We start from the raw sequence: 18,219 nt of genomic DNA on the forward strand, positions 1-18,219 counted from the left end.
ACCTGATGCAGATCGGCATCTTCACCGTCGGCGACGTCACGACCGACCCCACGACGGGTCGCACGCCGAGCGAGCACGAGCGGATCAAGGCGACCGTCGAGATCGCGAAGAAGGCCGAGGAGATCGGCCTCGACGTGTTTGCAACGGGGGAACACCACAACCCGCCGTTCATCGCGTCGGCGCCGACCACGACGCTGGCCTACATCGGTGCCCAGACCGACAACATCATCTTGTCGACGGCCACCACGCTGATCACCACGACCGACCCGGTGCTCATCGCCGAGGACTACGCCAAGCTCCAGCACCTCACCGATGGTCGCGTCGACCTGATGATGGGTCGCGGCAACACCGGCCCGGTCTACCCGTGGTTCGGCAAGGACATCCGCCAGGGCATCAACCTCGCGATCGAGAACTACGCGCTGCTGCATCGGCTGTGGCGCGAGGACGTGGTCGACTGGGAGGGCCGGTTCCGGACTCCGCTCCAGGGCTTCACGGCGACCCCGCGCCCGCTGGACGGCGTGGCGCCCTTCGTGTGGCACGGCTCGATCCGTAGCCCCGAGATCGCCGAGCAGGCCGCCTACTACGGTGACGGCTTCTTCCACAACCACATCTTCTGGCCCGCGTCGCACAGCGCGCAGATGGTGCAGCTCTACCGCGAGCGGTTCGAGCACTACGGCCACGGTCCTGCGGACACCGCGATCGTCGGACTCGGCGGTCAGTTCTTCATGCGCAAGAACAGCCAGGACGCGTTCAACGAGTTCCGGCCCTACTTCGACAATGCCCCGGTCTACGGACACGGGCCGTCGCTGGAGGACTTCACCGAGGGCACGCCGCTGACCGTCGGGTCGCCGCAGCAGGTCCTGGAGCGCACGCTGTCCTTCCGGGACTACGTGGGTCACTACCAGCGTCAGCTGTTCCTCGTGGACCATGCCGGGCTCCCGCTCAAGACCGTGCTCGAGCAGCTCGACCTGCTCGGCGAGATCCTCCCGGACCTGCGGAAGGGCTTCGCCGAGGGGCGCCCGGCACACATCCCGGACGCGCCCACCCACGCCTCGCTCCTCGCCCAGAAGAAGACGGAGGAGGTGCCGGCATGAAGCGCATCGTCGTCGTGACGGCGGGACTGAGCGTGCCGTCGTCGACCCGACTGCTCGCCGACCTGCTGGCCGACGCCAGCGGCCGCGCGGTCGAAGCGCGTGGTGCCGAGGTCGAGATCGAGGTCATCGAGCTGCGCCCGATCGCGCACGCACTTGCGGACCACCTGCTCACGGGTTTCCCCACCGGTGACCTCGCAGCGGCGATCGACCGGGTCAGCCGCGCCGACGGGCTCGTCGTCGTGACGCCGGTCTTCGCGGCGTCGTACTCGGGGCTCTTCAAGACGTTCTTCGACGTGCTCGAGCCCGGGACCCTGGACGGCACGCCGGTCCTGGTCGCGGCGACCGCCGGCACGGCGCGCCACTCGCTGGTCCTCGACCACGCGCTGCGGCCGCTGTTCGCCTACCTGCGCGCGGTCGTCGTGCCGACCGGGGTCTTCGCAGCCACCGACGACTTCGGCTCTGACGGCGCGCTCCAGAAGCGGGTCGACCGTGCCGCCAACGAGCTGGCGGCGGCGGTGGCCGGTGGCAACGGCCCGGTGCGTACGACGACGCCGACTCCCACCCCGCAGGTCACGCCGTTCGAGCAGCTGCTGCGGGAGGCGGGCGGGCGACTCCGTTCGCTGAACGTCAGCTGATCAGTGCGCTGACGCGTGCTCGCGAGCCGTGACGCCCTTGGCGAGGTCCTCCGGCATCGGCTCGTAGTGCGCGAAGGACCGGCTGAAGCTGCCGGCTCCGTGGGAGGAGGCCCGGAGATCGATCGCGTAGCGGACCAGCTCCCGTTGGGGGACGTGCGCCTTCACGAGCGCCCGATCGCCGACCTGGTCGGTGCCGAGGAGTCGGCCCCGCTTCGACGAGAGGTCGCTCATCACGCCGCCGACGAGGTCGTCGGCCACCAGGACCGCCACCTCGTCGTAGGGCTCGAGGAGCGAGATCCCCGCCTGCTCGGCGGCCTCGCGCAGGGCGAGAGCACCCGCGGTTTGGAAGGCCATGTCGGAGGAGTCCACGCTGTGGGCTTTGCCGTCGGTGAGGGTCACCCGGATGTCGACGATCGGGTAGCCGAGCCGGCAGCCGCGCTGCATCTGCGCGCGCACGCCCTTCTCGACCGACGGGATGAAGTTGCGCGGCACCGAGCCGCCGACGACCTTGTCGACGAACTCGAAGCCGGATCCCTCAGGGAGCGGCTCGACCTCGATGTCGCAGACGGCGTACTGCCCGTGGCCGCCGGACTGCTTGACGTGGCGGCCGTGCCCCTTGGCCTTGCCCATGAAGCACTCGCGCAGGGGGATGACGAGCTCGCGCTGCTCGACGGAGACGCCGTAGCGGTCCTTGAGCCGGTCGAGGGCCACGTCGGCGTGCGCCTCGCCCATGACCCAGATGACGAGCTGGCCGGTCTCCGGGTCATGGTGGACCCGCAGGCTCGGGTCCTCGGCGGCGAGCCGGGTCAGCGCCCCGGACAGCTTGTCCTCGTCGGTCCGCGTGGCCGCCTCGATCGCGACCGGGAGCAGCGGGTCGGGCAGGGCCCAGGGACGCAGCACGCGCGGGTGGTCGGGGGAGGAGAGCGTGTCGCCGGTCTCGGCCCGCGACAGGCGCCCGACGACCGCGATGTCGCCCGCGAAGACCCGCGGAGCGAGGGCCTGTGTGTTGCCGACCGGGAACCCCAGCGCGCCGATGCGCTCGTCCTCGTCGTGGTCCTCGTGCCCCTCGGTGCCGAAGCTGGAGAAGTGACCGGACACGTGGACCGACGCGTCGGGGTCCAGGGAGCCGGAGAAGACCCGGACCAGGCTCACCCGGCCGAGGTAGGGGTCGCTCGTGGTCTTGACGACCTCGGCAACCAGCGGGCCGGCCGGGTCACAGGTCACCGCGTCAGCGGAGCGCCCCTCGGGAGTGAAGACGTCGGGCGGGACGTGCTCCGGCGGCGAGGGGAACGCCCGCACGCACAGGTCGAGCAGCTCGGAGAGCCCGATCCTCGACTGTGCGCAGACCGGGATCACCGGGAAGAAGTTGGCGCGGGCGATGGCGGTCTCGAGGTCGTCGATGAGCAGCTTCTCGTCGATCTGCTCGCCGCCGACGTAGCGGTCCATGAGGGTCTCGTCCTCGGACTCCTCGATGATCGCCTCGATCAGGTCGCCCCGGCGCGGGTCGTCGAGCGCGTCGCTGATGAGGCTGGCGACAGCACCGTCGCGGATCACCGACACCGGCAGGACCTTCTCGCCGAAAGCCGCCTGCGCCTGGAGCAGTACGCCGTCGTGGTCGGCGCGCGGATGGTCGAGCTTGGTCACGACGACCGCCCGCGGCATGGCGACGGCGGCGCACTCGCGCCAGAGCTCTCGGGTGGTGTCGTCGACACCCTCGTTGGCGGCGATGACGAACAGTGCGCAGTCGGCCGCGCGGAGCCCGGCGCGCACCTCGCCGACGAAGTCGGCGTAGCCGGGGGTGTCGATCAGATTGACCTTGGTGCCCTCGACGACGGCAGGAGCGACGGTGAGGGAGATGGACCGGTGCTCGCCGAGGGGCACGTGCGTGAGCGCCTCGACCAGTGCGGTCTTACCTGATTGTGTGGGCCCGACCAGGACGATGTTGCGGATCCGGTCGGGCCCGGGCGCCGCAAGGTCCTGGTCACTGGCCTTCCGGGGTGTCTTGTCGGCCATGGGCCTACGTAACTCCGATGTCACCCCGGCCACAAGGGGCTAGTGCTGATAAGTCCCAACGACCATGCCGCGCGCGAGGGTCTTGAACGCGAGGTTGAAGCCCACGACGGCAGGGCTGACGTCGCCGTCGACACCGAGCGTCGCTTCCTTCACCGCGTGCACGACGAAGTAGTAGCGGTGCACCTGGTCGCCCTCGGGCGGCGCGGCGCCGCCGAAGTTGGGGGTGCCGAAGTCGTTGCGGACGTGGAACGCGCCGCCGGGGAGGTAGATGTCGTCGCCGCCCGCGCCTGTGTCGAGGCTCGTGACGTCGCCGGGGATGTCGACGGCCACCCAGTGCCAGAAGCCGCTCACGATCGGGGCATCGGGGTCGAAGCACGTCACGACATAACTCTCGGTGCCCTCGGGGCCGGGCTCCCAGGACAGCTGCGGCGAGGTGTTGCCCCCGGAATAGACCTGGTCGTCCTTCAGCGGCTGGCCTTCGGCGACGTCGGCGCTGGTGACGGCGAAGGAGGGCACCGCGGGCAGCAGTTCGTAGGGGTTCGGGGTGACCGGGCGGTCCAAGGACATGGAAACTCCTTCGGGACGGGAAGCACAGGCGTCGTACGCCACAGAACCTAGTCCGGCAGGTGGGTCGATGACAGGTGCGAAACTCCGCCCGTCGATGATGGACCCATGGATTTTCCGCCGTATCCCTCGGGTCTTCGCCTCGCCGGACGGCGCGTGCTGGTGGTCGGGGGTGGCACGGTCGCCCAGCGGCGAGTGCCGCAGCTGATCGCGGTCGGCGCTGACGTCCACGTGGTCTCTCCGGACGTCACGCCGGCGATCGAGGGCCTGGTCGGATCGGGGGAGATCACCTGGCACCAGCGCCCGTTTCAGGACGCTGACCTCGACGGAGCCTGGTACGTCATCGCGGTCACCGACGACCTGGCGGTCAACGACCGGGTGAGCGAGCTCGCCGAGGAGCACCGGGTCTTCTGCGTGCGCTCCGACGACGGCACCCGCGGCACCGCCTGGACCCCGGCCGTCGGGCGCCACGCCGGCGTGACGGTCGCCGTCCTCGGCAACCGCGAGCCGCGGCGCTCGGCCGCGATCCGCAACGAGATCGTCGAGGGGCTGCGCGAGGGCCGGTTCGTCCCGTCCGAGCACGACAAGACGCCGGGCGTCACGCTCGTCGGCGGCGGGCCCGGCGATCCCGACCTCATGTCGATCGCCGGCCACCGCGCCCTGATGGAGGCCGACGTCGTCGTCGCGGATCGGCTCGCGCCGCGCGAGCTCCTCGGTGACCTCCCGGCCGACGTGGAGCTCATCGACGTCGCCAAGCTGCCGCGCGGCCGGAGCGCCCAGCAGGAGGAGATCAACCGGGTGATCGTCGAGCACGCCCTCGCCGGCAAGCGGGTCGTGCGGTTCAAGGGCGGCGACAACTTCGTCTTCGGCCGCGGCTACGAGGAGATCATCGCCTGCCGCGAGGCCGGCGTGCCGGTCACGGTCATCCCGGGTCTGACCAGCCCGATCGCCGTGCCTGCCATCGCCGGCATCCCGGTGACGCACCGGGGCATCACCCACGAGTTCACCGTCGTCTCCGGACATCTCCCGCCAGGCCACCCCGAGTCGCTCGTCGACTTCGACGCCCTCGCGCGGATGCGCGGCACGATCGTGCTGATGATGGCCGTGGAGAACTCCGCGGCCATCGCCCAGGCACTGCTGACGGGCGGGCGTGACGCCGGTACGCCGGTCGCGGTCGTGTGTGACGGGACGATGCCCACCCAGCGCACGGTGATCGCCACGCTCAGCACCCTGGGAGCGACGATCGCGACCGAACAGGTGCTGCCTCCGGCGATCATCGTGATCGGCGAGGTGGTGCGAGTCGCGTTCCCCGACGCCTTCCCGGCCACCAGCTGAGCCGACTGCCCATGGCTGAGCTGGTCCCCATCGAGTCGGCCGACGATCCTCGGCTGGCGGACTACCGCGACCTGCGCGACGTCCAGCTCCGCAAGAGCCTCGAGGTCGAGCACGGACTCTTCCTCGCCGAGGGAGAGAAGGTCGTACGGCGCGCTGTCGAGGGCGGCTTCCCGGTGCGTTCCTTCCTCATGGCACCGCGGTGGCTCGACGGACTCGCCGACGTGCTGGCGACGACCGACGCGCCGTGCTTCGTCCTGTCGGAGGCCCTTGCTGAAGAGGTCACGGGGTTCCACGTCCACCGCGGCGCTCTCGCCTCCCTCGTGAGGCTCCCGCTGCCCTCGGTCGCCGAGGTGCTCCAGGGCGCCCGGTCGGTGGTGGTGCTCGAGGACGTCGTCGACCACACCAACGTCGGCGCGATCTTCCGCAGCGCAGCCGCCCTGGGTTTCGACGCCGCGCTCCTCGCACCGCGCGCGGCCGACCCGTTCTACCGACGCGCGATCAAGGTCGGCATGGGTGCGGTCTTCACGTTGCCCTGGACCCGCCTGCCCGACTGGTACGACGCGCTGCCGTCCCTAACCGAGGCCGGCTTCACGACCGTCGCACTAACCCTGGCTGACGACGCGCAGCCGATCGAGGACGCGGTCGCGGGCATCGACAAGGTCGCGCTGGTCCTGGGCTCGGAGGGCCACGGTCTCTCCGAACGCTGGCAGCGAGCGGCCGACCGGCGAGCGATCATCCCGATGGCGCCCGGTATCGACTCCCTCAACGTCGCCGCAGCCTCTGCCGTCGCGTGCTACGTGACCGCGCGCCGCTGACAATCCCGGCGCCGGGCGCGGTCCGGTGGAAAGATGCGGACGCGTCGAGAGGAGATCCCGCCGTGTTCGGATTCGAGGGTTGGCAGCCGGGAACCGCCACCGTGGTCGCGCGCCGGTTGCTCAAGGAGTGGCGCGCCCAACACACGGCGACCAGTCCCGGCGGGAAGCGACGGAAGTTCGAGTACATCCTCGACGTCCGTCCCCCTGACGGGAGTCCCCGGTTCCGGGCGACGTGCACGAACTCGTGGAAGGACGCCGTCCAGGGTGACGAGGTGCCGGTCGAGTTCAAGCCCCGGCGCCAGAAGGTGAAGATCGTCCAGGGCGGCCAGGGGAGTCGCTCACGCAAGCCGCAGCCGGAGGACGACCGGTGGCGCGACATGCTCGACGACGAGCCCGGCACCCCACCGCCGCCCCGGTCTTCCTGACCGCCTCCGGGGATGTCCCCGCGCCGCTAGTCTCCGGATGTGAAGCCGCTCCAGACTCCCCGGCTGCCGATCGGACCCGACCCGCTGCGGCGGTCGCGCATCCCGCGCCGCCTTTCCGAGGTGACGACGGTCGGGGTCGAGACCGACCCGACCGACGTCGGGATGACGCGCGACGGGGTCGAGCGGATCTGGAAGGACGCCCGCACCCTCTACCGGTCCGGGATCCACCCGGCGCTGACCCTGTGCGTCCGCCGTCACGGCGAGGTGGTGCTCGATCGCGCGATCGGCCACGCGCGCGGCAACGGCCCGAAGGACGGCCCCGACACCGAGAAGGTGCTGGCGACGCCGGAGACGCCGATGTGCATGTTCTCCGCGACCAAGGGCATCACCGCAGCGCTGATCCACCTGCTCGACGAGCGCGGGGTGCTCCACGTCGGTGACCGCATCGCGGAGTACCTCCCCGAGTTCGCCCGCAACGGCAAGTCCGGCATCACCATCGCCCAGGTGCTCTCCCACCGCGCCGGCATCCCCAACCTGCCGGCCGGGTCGCTCGACCTCGACCGGATGGACGACTGGGAGTTCCAGCGCGAGCTCTTCTACGACGCCACACCGATCCACCGGCCGGGCAAGCGGCAGGCCTACCACGCGGTCAGCGGCGGCAACCTGCTCGGCGAGGTCGTGCGGGAGGTCACCGGGAAAGGCATCCGGGACGTCTTGGCCGAGGGGATCCTCGATCCGCTCGGCTTCCGCTGGACCAACTACGGCGTCGCCGCTGAGGACGTCGACAAGGTCGCGCTGAACTACCCGACCGGGCCGGTCCTGCTGCCGCCGATGTCGACCATGCTGACCCGCGCGCTCGGCCTGCCTCCCGACGAGGCCACGGTCCTGTCCAACGAGCCGCGGTTCCTGACCGCGGTCGCACCGGCCGCCAACGGGGTGACCACCGCCAACGAGCTCAGCCGGTTCTACGAGCTGCTGCGCAACGGGGGAGAGCTCGACGGCGTGCGGATCATGGATCCCCGCACGATCCGGAGAGCCACGGTCGAGCAGTCGCACCTCGAGGTCGACCTCAGTCTCGGGCTGCCCATCGGTTTCAGCATGGGCTTCATGCTCGGCGGCCGCCGGGTCAGCCTGTTCGGCGGGGACACCGCGGGCGCCTTCGGCCACCTGGGCTGGATCAACATCCTGAGCTGGACCGACCCGGCGCGAGCGATCTCGGTCGCGATGATCACGACGGGCAAGGCGGCGCTCTACCCCGAGGTGACCCGATTCCTGCAGATCCCGCGCCGCATCGGGATGGAAGCCAGCAAGATTCAGGACAACTGACCTGGGTCTAGCTGTTGCGGGCTCCTGCAACGTGTTTCAATGACGGCGTGAGATCTGGGGGATCGCGCGAAGCGCGTGCATCACACGTCGGGTGGCTGCTGCAGCACGGGCTCCACGTCACGCTCCGGCCACTCGGGAAGGTCGCGCCGGCCAATCTGGTCGGCGCCGCCGGGATCCGAGTCGCCCTCGGCGCAGCCTGCTACGCCGGGTTGCACCCCCGGCTCCGGGCCACGCCGGTCGACACCGAGGGCGGAGCCGGCACGGTCCGCGGCGAGTGGGTCGGTGCGGTGCCCGCACCGGGGGAGCCGATCCTGCTCTACCTGCACGGCAGCGCCTACGTCGCCTGCTCGCCCGCGACGCACCGCGGCCTGGTCTCCGAGCTGTGCCGGGTCCTGGACCGCAGCGCCTTCGCGGTCCGCTACCGACGCGCCCCCGAGTTCCGGTTCCCCTCCGCCCACCTCGACGTGCTGGCGGCGTACCTCTGGTTGCTCGACCGCGGCCACGACGCGCAGGACATCACGGTCGCCGGCGACTCGGCCGGTGGTCACCTCGCCCTCGCGCTGCTCGGTGAGCTGCGCAGGCTCGGCGCGCCCATGCCCGCGGCGGTCGTCGGGTTCTCGCCGGTGGTCGACCTCGCGTTCGAGCGCTTCGGGAAGCCCGCGGTCAACCCGAGGGACGGTTTCGTCAGCCGGTCGACCGCGCGACGGATCCTGGCGATGTACACCCATGACGCCGACCCGTCCGACCCGCGCCTCGACGTCATGCAGGTGGTCGGACCCGACCTGCCGCCGATGCTGTTGCAGGTCGGTGAGCACGAGCACCTGCGCAGCCACGTCGAAGGGTTCGCCGCCGCTCAACGCGCGGCCGGCGGCGCGTGCGAGACCCAGGTGTGGCCCGGTCTGTTCCACGTCTTCCAGATGATCCGGCCGCTGCCGGAGTCGCGGGAGGCGCTGAGTGAGGTCGCGCGGTTCGTCGCCTCGGTCGAGTCGTCGGGTGTCCGGCGCGTGCCGGGAGTCGCAGCTTCCTGAGACGACTCAGCCTGAGTCGGCTCAGCGATCGTGCTGGTCGAGGAACTGGAGGACCGCGCCGACGCGCGGGTTGAGCGCGGTGCCGCGGTCGATGCCGAGCTTGTCGAAGATCCGTCCCACGTGCGCCTCGACGGTGCGGTGGCTGACGACCAGCTCGGCGGCGATGCCGTCGTTAGACAACCCCTGCGCCATCAGCCGCAGCACGTCGTTCTCGCGGTCGGTCAGGGAGCGCAGCGGGTCGGTGGCGCCGTCCATCAGTTGCGCGACGACACCCGGGTCGACGGCCTGACCGCCCGTCGCGACGCGCCGGAGGGCGTCGGCGAAGCTGGGGAGGTCGCCGACGCGGTCCTTGAGGAGGTAGCCGCGACCCCGAGCGTGGTCGTCGAGGAGCTGTAGCACGTAGTCGGGCTCGAGGTATTGGCTGAGGACCATCACGCCCACGGTCGGGAAGCGCTCAGCGATCTTGGCAGCCGTTGCGAGGCCCTCGGTCGTGAACGTCGGTGGCATCCGGATGTCGACGATCACGACGTCGACCGGGGTCTCGTCGAGCAGCGTGAGCAGCTCAGCCCCGTCAGCCACCTGCCCGGCGACGACGAATCCCAGGTCGCCGAGCACCCGCACGATGCCCTCACGGAAGAGCAACGAGTCCTCGGCGATCGCGACAGACACAGGTGGGCGAGCGACCATCCCGCGGATCGTTGCCGGGCTGAGCTCGTCCTTGGGGACGAAGCCGACGACGGGTGCCGAGTCGATCCGGTCGCTGTAGGCGTTGCGGCCGCGGCTCGACGTGACGATCACCGACGGCGGCGACGGCAGCTCGGCGAGCTGGCGTGCGACCTCGAACCCGTCCGGCCCGTCTCCGAGGTGCACGTCGAGCAGCACTAGGTCGGGATGGGTCGCCGCCGCAGCGGCAAGCGCTTGGGCGCCGTCGCCGACATCGGCGACGACCTCGAAGCCATCGGTCTCGAGGACCGAGCGCAGGTACTCACGGAACTGCGCGTGGTCATCGACGATCAACACGGTCACGGTCGTCACTGTAAGCGGGCTCACACCGAGTCGGGATCCGTGGAAACACGCTTCCTCAACGGCGTCCGGTGTGAGAATCGCGCCGATGTCGACCAGTGCCGCTCCAGAAGCGGGGGCGTCCCGCCGTGTGACGGTGCGGATGGACGCACTCGTCGATCGCACGCGCGCCGCGCTGGGGACGCGCTACTTCCTCGGACTGGTGGTCGCGACGGCCATCTTCGTCCCGTGGGTGTCGACGCCCTACCAGAATCTGACGCAGGTGCCCTTCTGGAGCGACGGCTTCGACGACTGGTGGTACATCGGGATATTCGGCCTCCTCGCGTTCGTCGCGGCGCCGTTCGTCCTGGTCCTCCTGCTCTACCCGCGGCACGCCGCGGTGGCGGCCTACCTGCGGGGCGGTGAGGCCGATCCGGCGGAGGTGTGGCGCGACTGCGTGACGCGACTACCGGTCACCGCGGCCATCGTGTCGACGGTGTGGAGCGGCGTCACCATCGGCGTCGGGATGATCTTCGTCGGGCGGCGGGAGCACTTCGGTCTGACGACCTACCTCGGCGCCTACGCGTCGGAGGTGCTGGTCACGATCGGCGTCGCGGCCTTCTACCTGATGCTCTACGAGCTCGCACTCCTGCCCGTCGCGCGCGAGGTCGCGACGCAGCTCCCACCGGACTTCGCTGCGCGAGCTGTCGTCTCTGCGCGGCGCCGGCAGGTGCTGCTCAACACAGCGATCATCTTCACCGTCGGTTGCCAGGCAGCGGGCCTGGCCATGGGCTTCTCCCAACAGGGCCGCCCGTGGGTGGTCGCCCTGGTCACCCTCGGTCTGGTGTGCAGCTACGTCGGAGCGCAACTGGCGTTGGCCGCGTCCGGGGTGTCGCGCCGCGTCGACGAACTGGCCGACGCACTGAACGCGGTCGCGAGCGGTCAGGACGAGGTCCGGATCCATCCGAGCTCGGGCGACGAGTTCGACACGGTCGGACGGTCGTTCAACCGGATGGTGGACCTGCTCGACGACCACGCCCAGGAGCTGCGGAGGTCGAGGGCCCGCCTGGTCGAGGTCGCAGACGCGACCCGCCGACTCATCGAGCGGGACCTCCACGACGGCGCGCAGCAGAACCTGGCCCTGGTGAGCATGCAGCTCGGGCAGCTCGAGTCGAGCAGCAAGGTGGTGCCCGCCGTCGCCGACCGCGTCCACGCGATCCGCGCCGACCTCAGCGAGGTGGTCGCCGAGATGCGGGCGCTCGCGCACGGGATCTATCCGGCCAGCCTCGAGGCCGAGGGATTGGCGTCGGCCCTCCGGGCGGCCTCCCGCGAGTCCGAGGTGATGGTCACTCTCGACATCGGCGTCCCGACGCGGTGGCCGCACGCCCTCGAGGCGGCGGCCTACTTCTGCTGCTGGGAGTTGCTCCAGCGCGCGGGTCACGTCGACTCGGGCGATGCTGCGGTGCGGATCGGGCTCTCGGAGATCGACGGGGTCGCCCTCCTCGACCTGGCCGTGACTCCTGCGCTCCCGCTCGAGCACGCGGCCGACCTCGAGCAGTTCCTCGAGGACCGGTTGGGAGCGGTCGGCGGCACGTTGGCCTGCATCGCCACCGAAGCCCAGGACGGCGCCCGCTATCGCGGGGAGGTGCCGGCATGGTGACGGCGTCGAGCCACGACGTACGGCGCGGGCAGCCGTGGCTGGACGCGCTCTACGACGCCTCCTACCTCCGGTTGCGGGAGCGGTACGTCGAGATCTGGCTGATCGTCAGCGGCAGCGGGATCGTGCTGGTGGCGTGGCCGGCGCAGTTCTGGACGTTGCACCCCCTCTGGGGCCCGGGGCCCGGCACCGCTCGCGCGTTCGCCCTGACGATGATCTGCGGGGTCCTCATCACGGCCTTCCTCATGCCCTGGACGGCGCTTCGCCCCTTCCGCCCGATCAGTCAGTTCCTGCGCGGTGAGGAGGTCGACCCCGCCGAGGTCTGGTACGCCGCGGTCAGGCGGGTGCCTCGAGTGAGCATGACCTGCACCGCGGCCTACTGCTGCGTGGGCAACGTGGCGGCCGTGATCGCCGTGGGGGAGCCGCGGCACTTCACCCCGGCCGAGTACGTCAGCGGATGGCTCGTTGCATCGATCATCACTTCGGCCGCCGGCTTCTTCTTCGTGCTCATCTGGGAGGTCGCCTTCCGCCCGGTGCTGCGCGAGGTCCAACCACTCCTTCCTGCCGACTTCGAGCCCGGACGGAGCTGGCTCACGCTCGGGCGGCGCAGCGCGCTCGCCACGGCATCGGTGATGGCCTACACGGGCGCCGCCGTCTCGAGCCTGGTCTCAGCGACGACCGATCGCGAGCTCGCGATGGCGATCGCGGTGGTCGCGACCATCGGCTCGGCGGTGACCTTCGGCGGGCTGATCACCGGCCTGGTCTCCCACTCGATCTTCAGCCGGGTGTCGGAGCTGATGATCGCCATCGAGCGCATCGGTCAGCGTGAGCACGGCATCCGGGTGGCCGTGCACGCGGGGGACGAGCTCGACGACGCGGCCATCAGCCTGAACCGGATGGCGGAGCGGATCGAGGCCGACGAGACCGCCGTCCGCGCCTCGCGGGCGCGGCTCGCCTCAGTGGCCGACCGCGAACGCCAGCGGATGGAGCGCGACCTCCGCCGGCGCGTGCTGGCGCGGCTGCAGAGGATCACCGACGACGTGGCCGAGGTGGAGGAGCAGTTGGGAGACCGCGAGGCGCTGCACAGCTTGTGCGCGACCGTGCGGGCGTCGGTCGCCGACGCGGAGCGCGAGATCCAACGACTCGCGCGGGGCGTCTATCCTGCCGAGCTCACCGAGGCGGGCCTGGACGCCGCGCTCACGGCGACCACCGAGCGGATGGTCCTGCCGAGCGAGGTCCTCAGCCCGGGGGTGGGCCGCTTCGACCGGTTGAACGAGTCGTCGGTCTACTTCTGTTGCAACGAGGCGCTGCAGAACGCCGCCAAGCACGCCGGCCCCGACGCCACGGTCGAGGTGCGCCTCTCGCGCGATGACCGACGCGTCTACTTCGAGGTGGTCGACACCGGCCGCGGGTTCGAGGTCAACGGCCGTGGCCGCGGACTGCAGAACATGCGCGACCGGATCCGCGCCGTCGGAGGCGACCTGGTGGTCGTGTCGGCGGCGGACGGGCTCGGTACGACGGTCAGCGGCTGGGTGCCGACCTGACCGGTCGCCGACCTCAGGTCGGCCACTCCAGGGGATAGTCCGGTGCCGCCGCGTCGTGGAGCTTCTGGAGCTTCTTCCGGTTGCGGCCCGACACCCGGTCGCCGAAGACGGTGCCCTGGGTGTGGTCGGTCTCGTGCTGCAGGCAGCGCGCCAGCAGGCCGTCGCCCTCGAAGCTGATCGGCTCACCGTCGAGCCCGAACCCCTCGACCGTTGCGAAGGCCGGGCGGGGACACGGGCAGAAGGCTCCTGGGAAGGACAGGCATCCCTCGTCGCCGTCGTCGAGCTGGCGCCCCCGCACCTCGGGCACGGTGACCGTGGGGTTGCAGACCACGCCCACGTAGCGCTCGCCGGCCTCGTCGGGGCAGTCGAAGACGAACATCGCGACGTCCTCACCGATCTGGCAGGCCGCGAGACCGACACCGTCGGCGGCGTACATCGTGGCGACCATGTCGGAGGCGAGCGCCCGAAGCGCCTCGCCGCCGTACTGCTCGGGAGTCACGGGCCGCTGCGGGCGGTGCATGACGTCGGTGCCCCAGCGGGTGATGGGGCGGACCATGCCCCCGCGGGGGAGCGGTCCGTGGGGCGCGTGCACTTGCTCGGCGGACATGGGCACCAACCCTAGAGGTGAGGCTGTGACTGGTCGCACTTCGGGATTTACTGCGACATCTGTAGCGCCGTGTGTAACTCACAGTTACAGTTGTCCGCATGTCCCTGATCAGCAACCTCAAGCCAGGTGGCAAGCACGGGGTCCCGAGCGGTGCCACACGGGATCCCATCGGCTACCTCGTCGCAGGCCTCAGCAAGCTCGCCCAGAGCGACCTCATCGACAAGATCGGCATGCGCAAGCAGACCGAGCAGGTCGTCTTCTCCGTGACCCGCACCGGGTTCAAGACCCTCACCCAGGCGAGCCGCACGTTCGCCAAGGCGGGCAAGAAGGGCCAGCCGGGCGTACGTCCGGCCGCGACCTCCGCGCCCACCGGTGTCTTCGACCTGACCCCGACCGAGGACGAGCAGATGCTCGTCGACGTCGTGTCGGAGTTCGCCGAGGAGATCGTCCGCCCGGCCGCTTCCGAGGCCGACGCCAAGTGCGCCGCCCCCGACGACCTGCTCAAGGCGAGCCTCGAGATCGGCCTTCCGATCCTCGGCCTGCCCGAGGAGCTCGGTGGCGTCTCCGAGGAGCGTTCCGCGATGGCGGGCACGCTCGTCGCCGAGGCCCTCGCCAAGGGCGACATGGGCCTCGCCGTCGCGACGCTCGCTCCGGGTTCGGTCGCCACCGCGATCGGCCTCTGGGGCACCGACGCCCAGCAGCAGACCTACCTGCCCGCCTTCACCGGCGACGCGGTTCCTGCCGCCGCGCTGGCCCTCAGCGAGCCGACCGTCCTGTTCGACGTGCTCAGCCCCTCGACCACCGCGACCAAGTCCGGCGACGGCTACGTCCTCAACGGCAAGAAGAGCCTGGTCGCCCGCGGTGACCACGCCGAGCTGTTCGTCGTCGGCGCCGACCTCGACGGCAAGCCCGTCCTCTTCCTCGTCGAGTCCTCGACCGAGGGCCTCGCCATCGAGGGCGACCCGGCGATGGGCGTCCGCGCCGCGTCGATGACCTCGCTCGTCCTCGAGGACGTGAAGGTCCCGGCCGACGCCGTCCTCGGCGAGACCGACGGCTCGACCTACACCGAGTGCGTCCGCCTCTCCCGGCTCGCGTGGTGCGCCCTCGCGGTCGGCACCGGCCAGGCCGTGCTCGACTACGTCACGCCCTACGTCAAGACGCGTGAGGCCTTCGGTGAGCCGATCGCCAACCGTCAGTCGGTCGCGTTCATGGTCGCCAACATCGCCATCGAGCTGCAGGGCATGCGCCTGCTGACCTACCGCGCCGCGGCCCGTGCCGCCGCCGGCAAGGACTTCTCCAAGGAGGTCGCGCTCGCCCGCAAGGCGTGCGCCGACCACGGCATGCGGATCGGCCTCGACGGCGTCCAGCTGCTCGGTGGCCACGGTTACGTCAAGGAGCACCCGGTCGAGCGGTGGTACCGCGACCTGCGTGCCATCGGGATCATGGAAGGAACGGTGCTGGTCTGATGGCCATCAACCTGGAAGTTCCCAAGAAGCATCGTGCGCTGATCGACCAGGCGCACCAGGTCGCGATGAACATGCTGCGACCGATCTCCCGCAAGTACGACATCGCGGAGCACGAGTATCCCAAGGAGCTCGACATCCTCGCGGCGATGATCGACGGACTCAACGAGTCCGGCGCGAGCGAGGGTGCCGGCGCGACCGGTGTCCGACGCGGCGAGGACGACGGCGAGAAGGGCAAGAGCACCGTCAAGAACGGCTCCAACATGGCCTCGGTGACCTCGGTCGCCGAGATGTGCTGGGGTGACGTGGGCCTGCTGCTCACGATGCCGCGCCAGGGCCTCGGCAACTCGGCCATCGCGTCCGTCGCGACCGACGAGCAGCTCGAGCGCTTCGCGGGCACCTGGTCCTCGATGGCGATCACCGAGCCGGCCTTCGGCTCCGACTCGTCGGCGATCTCCACGACCGCCGTGCTCGACGGCGACGAATACGTCATCAACGGCGAGAAGATCTTCGTCACCTCCGGTGAGCGCTCCGACTCGATCGTCGTGTGGGCGACCCTCGACAAGTCGCTCGGCAAGGCCGCGATCAAGTCGTTCGTCGTCACCAAGGACACGCCCGGCGTGAAGGTGGAGCGGCTGGAGGAGAAGCTCGGCATCCGGGCCTCCGACACCGCCGTCATCACGTTCACCGACGCACGCGTGCCCAAGGAGAACCTCCTCGGCTCGCCCGAGGTCAACGTCGAGCAGGGCTTCGCCGGCGCCATGGCGACCTTCGACAACACCCGTCCGCTGGTGGCCGCGATGGCCGTCGGTTGCGCCCGGGCGTCGCTCGACCTGACCCGCGACCTGCTCGAGCAGGCCGGTGTCACGGTCGACTACGACCGTCCGGCGCAGCTCCAGTCGGCGGCTGCCGCCAAGTTCCTCGAGCTCGAGGCCAACTGGGAGATGGGCCGCCTGCTCACCCTCCAGGCCGCCTGGATGGCCGACAACCGTCAGCCCAACTCGCTCGAGGCCTCGATGTCCAAGGCCAAGGCGGGCCGCGTCGGCTCCGACGTGACCCTCGGCTGTGTCGAGCTCTGCGCGTCGGTCGGCTACTCCGAGGGCGAGCTCCTCGAGAAGTGGGCGCGCGACTCGAAGATCCTCGACATCTTCGAGGGCACCCAGCAGATCCAGCAGCTCATCGTGGCGCGCCGGGTCCTGGGCATGTCGAGCGCCGAGCTCAAGTGACGCTGCAAGTCAGGTAGGTCAGGAGAGGAGCGGCGCGAGCCGCTCCAGATCCTCAGCGCCGGCGAGGTCGGGGAGACCGAGGAAAACGGTCTCCACGCCCTCGCCGGCCAGTTTTTCGTACCGCTCGCAATGGTCGGCCGCCGGCCCGGCGTGGTGCCGACGGGCATACGTCGGCGCAGCAGTGCGGCCGCGGAGCCGCTCCACCCGCTGCCACGCGTCGTCGCGGTCGGTGCCGATGATCGGCAGATCGAGCACCGTGATCGCGACATCGGCGGGATCGCGGCCGACCTCCCGGCAGTGCGCGTGCAGCACCTCGGTCTTGGCGGCCAACACCTCCGGGTCCGACGAGAGGTTGCAGGCGTCGCCCAGCCGCGCAGCGATCCGGAGCGTACGTCGTTCGCCGGAGCCGCCCACCACGACCGGCACCGGTCCGACCGGTCGCGGGTAGCAGGTCGTCTCCGGCAGCGCGACCCGCGTGCCCTGCCACGCCTTGGTGCCGGGACCCCACAGGGCGCGCATCGTCTCGATGCCGTCCTCGAGCAGGTCGAGCCGCTCCTTGGTGCCCGGGAAGGGAACGCCGAACCCGGCGTGCTCGCGTTCCCACCAGCCGGCACCCACGCCGATGAAGGCGCGTCCTCCGCTGAGCGCGTCGAGGGTCGCGACCGCCTTGGCGACGACACCGGCCGGGCGCAGCGTCATCGGTGTCACGAGGGTGCCGAGGCGCAGGCCGGTGTCGAGCCCAGCCAGCATGCCCAACGTGACGTAGGGCTCCGGGATCGACTCCCAGGCGCGGCCGACCTGGGGGATTTGTACGAGGTGATCCATCAGGGCGATGCCGGCGAAGCCGAGCCGGTCGGCCTCGATGGCGATGTCGCCGAGCCACGCGGCTGGGGCGTCGCCCCAGAGGAAGCGCGACACCTGGAGGACGACCTCGACGCCCGCCGACGTACGTCGATCGGGTCTGTCCGCGGGCCGCTCGGCCGGCGCAGCGGGCTCCGGGGACGCCGCGGCCTCGACCACCACGACCTCCCACCCCTCAGCGGCCAGCTCTGCAGCGACGCCGCGCATCCGCTTGAGCTGGCCAGCCAGCGCCGGTGCGGGCACCGGCACGTCGCGTGCCGCGTTGCGGCGCCGGCAGACGTCGTCAGGTGTGGTGAGCACGACGGCGACCGCTGGGAGACCCGCTCCCGACGCGAGGGCGAGCCAGGCGGCTCTCCGGGGCGGGTCCAGGCCGAGCGTGTCGATCACCGTGCACAGGCCGCGGCCCACCCGTGCGGCGACGACCTGTTCGAGGATGGCGAAGGCGTCCGCGGACGCGTCGAGGTCGTGCTCGCCGCTGCCGACGATGCCGCGCAGGGCGTCGGAGGACACGATCTCCTGAGGCCGGAAGCGCTCTGCTGCCCAGGTCGACTTGCCCGCTCCGGACGCACCGACGAGGACCACCAACGCCGGGTCGGGCAACCGCATGGCCGAAGTTTGCCGCAG

The 18,219-nt window shown here is 70.7% G+C and carries 16 protein-coding genes; 11 read left to right on the forward strand and 5 right to left on the reverse strand.

All coding sequences use genetic code 11. The annotated features are described in order from the left end of the window. Positions 1–5: 5 nt before the first annotated feature. Together F0U44_RS19480 and F0U44_RS19485 are read left to right on the forward strand one after the other, a co-directional pair. Positions 6–1,094: an LLM class flavin-dependent oxidoreductase gene (locus F0U44_RS19480; protein ID WP_149730237.1), complete on the forward strand. Its 1,089-nt coding sequence runs from the start codon at positions 6–8 to the stop codon at positions 1,092–1,094. Next, entirely contained in the window at positions 1,091–1,729 is a 639-nt protein-coding gene (locus tag F0U44_RS19485; protein WP_149730053.1) for an FMN reductase, read from the forward strand. The genes F0U44_RS19480 and F0U44_RS19485 overlap by 4 nt, the downstream gene beginning before the upstream one ends. On the opposite strand, the gene F0U44_RS19490 is transcribed toward F0U44_RS19485, so the two are convergent. Together F0U44_RS19490 and F0U44_RS19495 are read right to left on the reverse strand one after the other, a co-directional pair. After that, on the reverse strand, positions 1,730–3,742 hold the full coding sequence (locus tag F0U44_RS19490; RefSeq protein ID WP_149730054.1) for an elongation factor G: 2,013 nt from the start codon (positions 3,740–3,742) through the stop codon (positions 1,730–1,732). 39 nt (positions 3,743–3,781) lie between these two features. Continuing rightward, positions 3,782–4,309, reverse strand: coding sequence for a YbhB/YbcL family Raf kinase inhibitor-like protein (locus tag F0U44_RS19495; protein WP_149730055.1), 528 nt, complete (start codon positions 4,307–4,309; stop codon positions 3,782–3,784). A 105-nt stretch (positions 4,310–4,414) separates the two neighbouring features. Here F0U44_RS19495 and cobA point away from each other — a divergent pair, with 105 nt between their 5' ends. The 5 genes from cobA (at position 4,415) to F0U44_RS19520 (ending at position 9,235) form a co-directional block, all read left to right on the forward strand. Continuing rightward, on the forward strand, positions 4,415–5,641 hold the full coding sequence (gene cobA, locus F0U44_RS19500) for a uroporphyrinogen-III C-methyltransferase (RefSeq protein ID WP_149730056.1): 1,227 nt from the start codon (positions 4,415–4,417) through the stop codon (positions 5,639–5,641). A gap of 11 nt (positions 5,642–5,652) precedes the next feature. Then, positions 5,653–6,456, forward strand: a complete 804-nt coding sequence (locus F0U44_RS19505; RefSeq protein ID WP_149730057.1) for a TrmH family RNA methyltransferase — start codon at positions 5,653–5,655, stop codon at positions 6,454–6,456. A gap of 62 nt (positions 6,457–6,518) precedes the next feature. Beyond that, on the forward strand, positions 6,519–6,881 hold the full coding sequence (locus F0U44_RS19510) for a hypothetical protein (protein WP_149730058.1): 363 nt from the start codon (positions 6,519–6,521) through the stop codon (positions 6,879–6,881). 39 nt (positions 6,882–6,920) lie between these two features. Then, positions 6,921–8,207 (forward strand): serine hydrolase domain-containing protein, encoded by a 1,287-nt coding sequence (locus F0U44_RS19515; RefSeq protein ID WP_223163761.1) that lies wholly within the window; start codon positions 6,921–6,923, stop codon positions 8,205–8,207. A 47-nt stretch (positions 8,208–8,254) separates the two neighbouring features. Continuing rightward, positions 8,255–9,235, forward strand: a complete 981-nt coding sequence (locus tag F0U44_RS19520) for an alpha/beta hydrolase (protein WP_223163762.1) — start codon at positions 8,255–8,257, stop codon at positions 9,233–9,235. A gap of 21 nt (positions 9,236–9,256) precedes the next feature. Here the strand turns inward: F0U44_RS19520 and F0U44_RS23615 are convergent, their stop codons facing one another. After that, positions 9,257–10,261 carry a response regulator gene (locus F0U44_RS23615; RefSeq protein ID WP_188113573.1) on the reverse strand — a complete coding sequence of 335 codons (1,005 nt, stop codon included), beginning with the start codon at positions 10,259–10,261 and terminating at the stop codon, positions 9,257–9,259. A gap of 85 nt (positions 10,262–10,346) precedes the next feature. On the opposite strand from F0U44_RS23615, the gene F0U44_RS19530 reads away from it, so the two are divergent. Next, positions 10,347–11,897, forward strand: a complete 1,551-nt coding sequence (locus F0U44_RS19530; RefSeq protein WP_149730060.1) for a sensor histidine kinase — start codon at positions 10,347–10,349, stop codon at positions 11,895–11,897. After that, complete coding sequence (locus F0U44_RS19535) at positions 11,891–13,438, forward strand: sensor histidine kinase (protein ID WP_149730061.1); 1,548 nt, start codon at positions 11,891–11,893, stop codon at positions 13,436–13,438. The genes F0U44_RS19530 and F0U44_RS19535 overlap by 7 nt, the downstream gene beginning before the upstream one ends. Before the next feature lie 13 nt (positions 13,439–13,451). Here the strand turns inward: F0U44_RS19535 and def are convergent, their stop codons facing one another. Next, positions 13,452–14,045, reverse strand: a complete 594-nt coding sequence (gene def / locus F0U44_RS19540) for a peptide deformylase (RefSeq protein WP_149730062.1) — start codon at positions 14,043–14,045, stop codon at positions 13,452–13,454. A gap of 98 nt (positions 14,046–14,143) precedes the next feature. Here def and F0U44_RS19545 point away from each other — a divergent pair, with 98 nt between their 5' ends. Next, complete coding sequence (locus F0U44_RS19545; protein ID WP_149730063.1) at positions 14,144–15,511, forward strand: acyl-CoA dehydrogenase family protein; 1,368 nt, start codon at positions 14,144–14,146, stop codon at positions 15,509–15,511. Continuing rightward, complete coding sequence (locus F0U44_RS19550; protein WP_149730064.1) at positions 15,511–16,734, forward strand: acyl-CoA dehydrogenase family protein; 1,224 nt, start codon at positions 15,511–15,513, stop codon at positions 16,732–16,734. Before F0U44_RS19545 ends, F0U44_RS19550 begins: the two co-directional genes overlap by 1 nt. A gap of 18 nt (positions 16,735–16,752) precedes the next feature. On the opposite strand, the gene F0U44_RS19555 is transcribed toward F0U44_RS19550, so the two are convergent. Then, complete coding sequence (locus F0U44_RS19555; RefSeq protein WP_149730065.1) at positions 16,753–18,201, reverse strand: LLM class flavin-dependent oxidoreductase; 1,449 nt, start codon at positions 18,199–18,201, stop codon at positions 16,753–16,755. Positions 18,202–18,219: the final 18 nt, after the last annotated feature.

The organism is Nocardioides humilatus (assembly GCF_008373755.1).
GTDB lineage: Bacteria > Actinomycetota > Actinomycetes > Propionibacteriales > Nocardioidaceae > Nocardioides > Nocardioides humilatus.

Coding starts and splice junctions, on each gene's coding strand:
- F0U44_RS19480 (WP_149730237.1), top strand. CDS start 6: ATGCAGATCGGCATCTTCACCGTCGGCGACGTCACGACCGACCCCACG.
- F0U44_RS19485 (WP_149730053.1), top strand. CDS start 1,091: ATGAAGCGCATCGTCGTCGTGACGGCGGGACTGAGCGTGCCGTCGTCG.
- F0U44_RS19490 (WP_149730054.1), bottom strand. CDS start 3,742: ATGGCCGACAAGACACCCCGGAAGGCCAGTGACCAGGACCTTGCGGCG.
- F0U44_RS19495 (WP_149730055.1), bottom strand. CDS start 4,309: ATGTCCTTGGACCGCCCGGTCACCCCGAACCCCTACGAACTGCTGCCC.
- cobA (WP_149730056.1), top strand. CDS start 4,415: ATGGATTTTCCGCCGTATCCCTCGGGTCTTCGCCTCGCCGGACGGCGC.
- F0U44_RS19505 (WP_149730057.1), top strand. CDS start 5,653: ATGGCTGAGCTGGTCCCCATCGAGTCGGCCGACGATCCTCGGCTGGCG.
- F0U44_RS19530 (WP_149730060.1), top strand. CDS start 10,347: ATGTCGACCAGTGCCGCTCCAGAAGCGGGGGCGTCCCGCCGTGTGACG.
- F0U44_RS19535 (WP_149730061.1), top strand. CDS start 11,891: ATGGTGACGGCGTCGAGCCACGACGTACGGCGCGGGCAGCCGTGGCTG.
- def (WP_149730062.1), bottom strand. CDS start 14,045: ATGTCCGCCGAGCAAGTGCACGCGCCCCACGGACCGCTCCCCCGCGGG.
- F0U44_RS19545 (WP_149730063.1), top strand. CDS start 14,144: ATGTCCCTGATCAGCAACCTCAAGCCAGGTGGCAAGCACGGGGTCCCG.
- F0U44_RS19550 (WP_149730064.1), top strand. CDS start 15,511: ATGGCCATCAACCTGGAAGTTCCCAAGAAGCATCGTGCGCTGATCGAC.
- F0U44_RS19555 (WP_149730065.1), bottom strand. CDS start 18,201: ATGCGGTTGCCCGACCCGGCGTTGGTGGTCCTCGTCGGTGCGTCCGGA.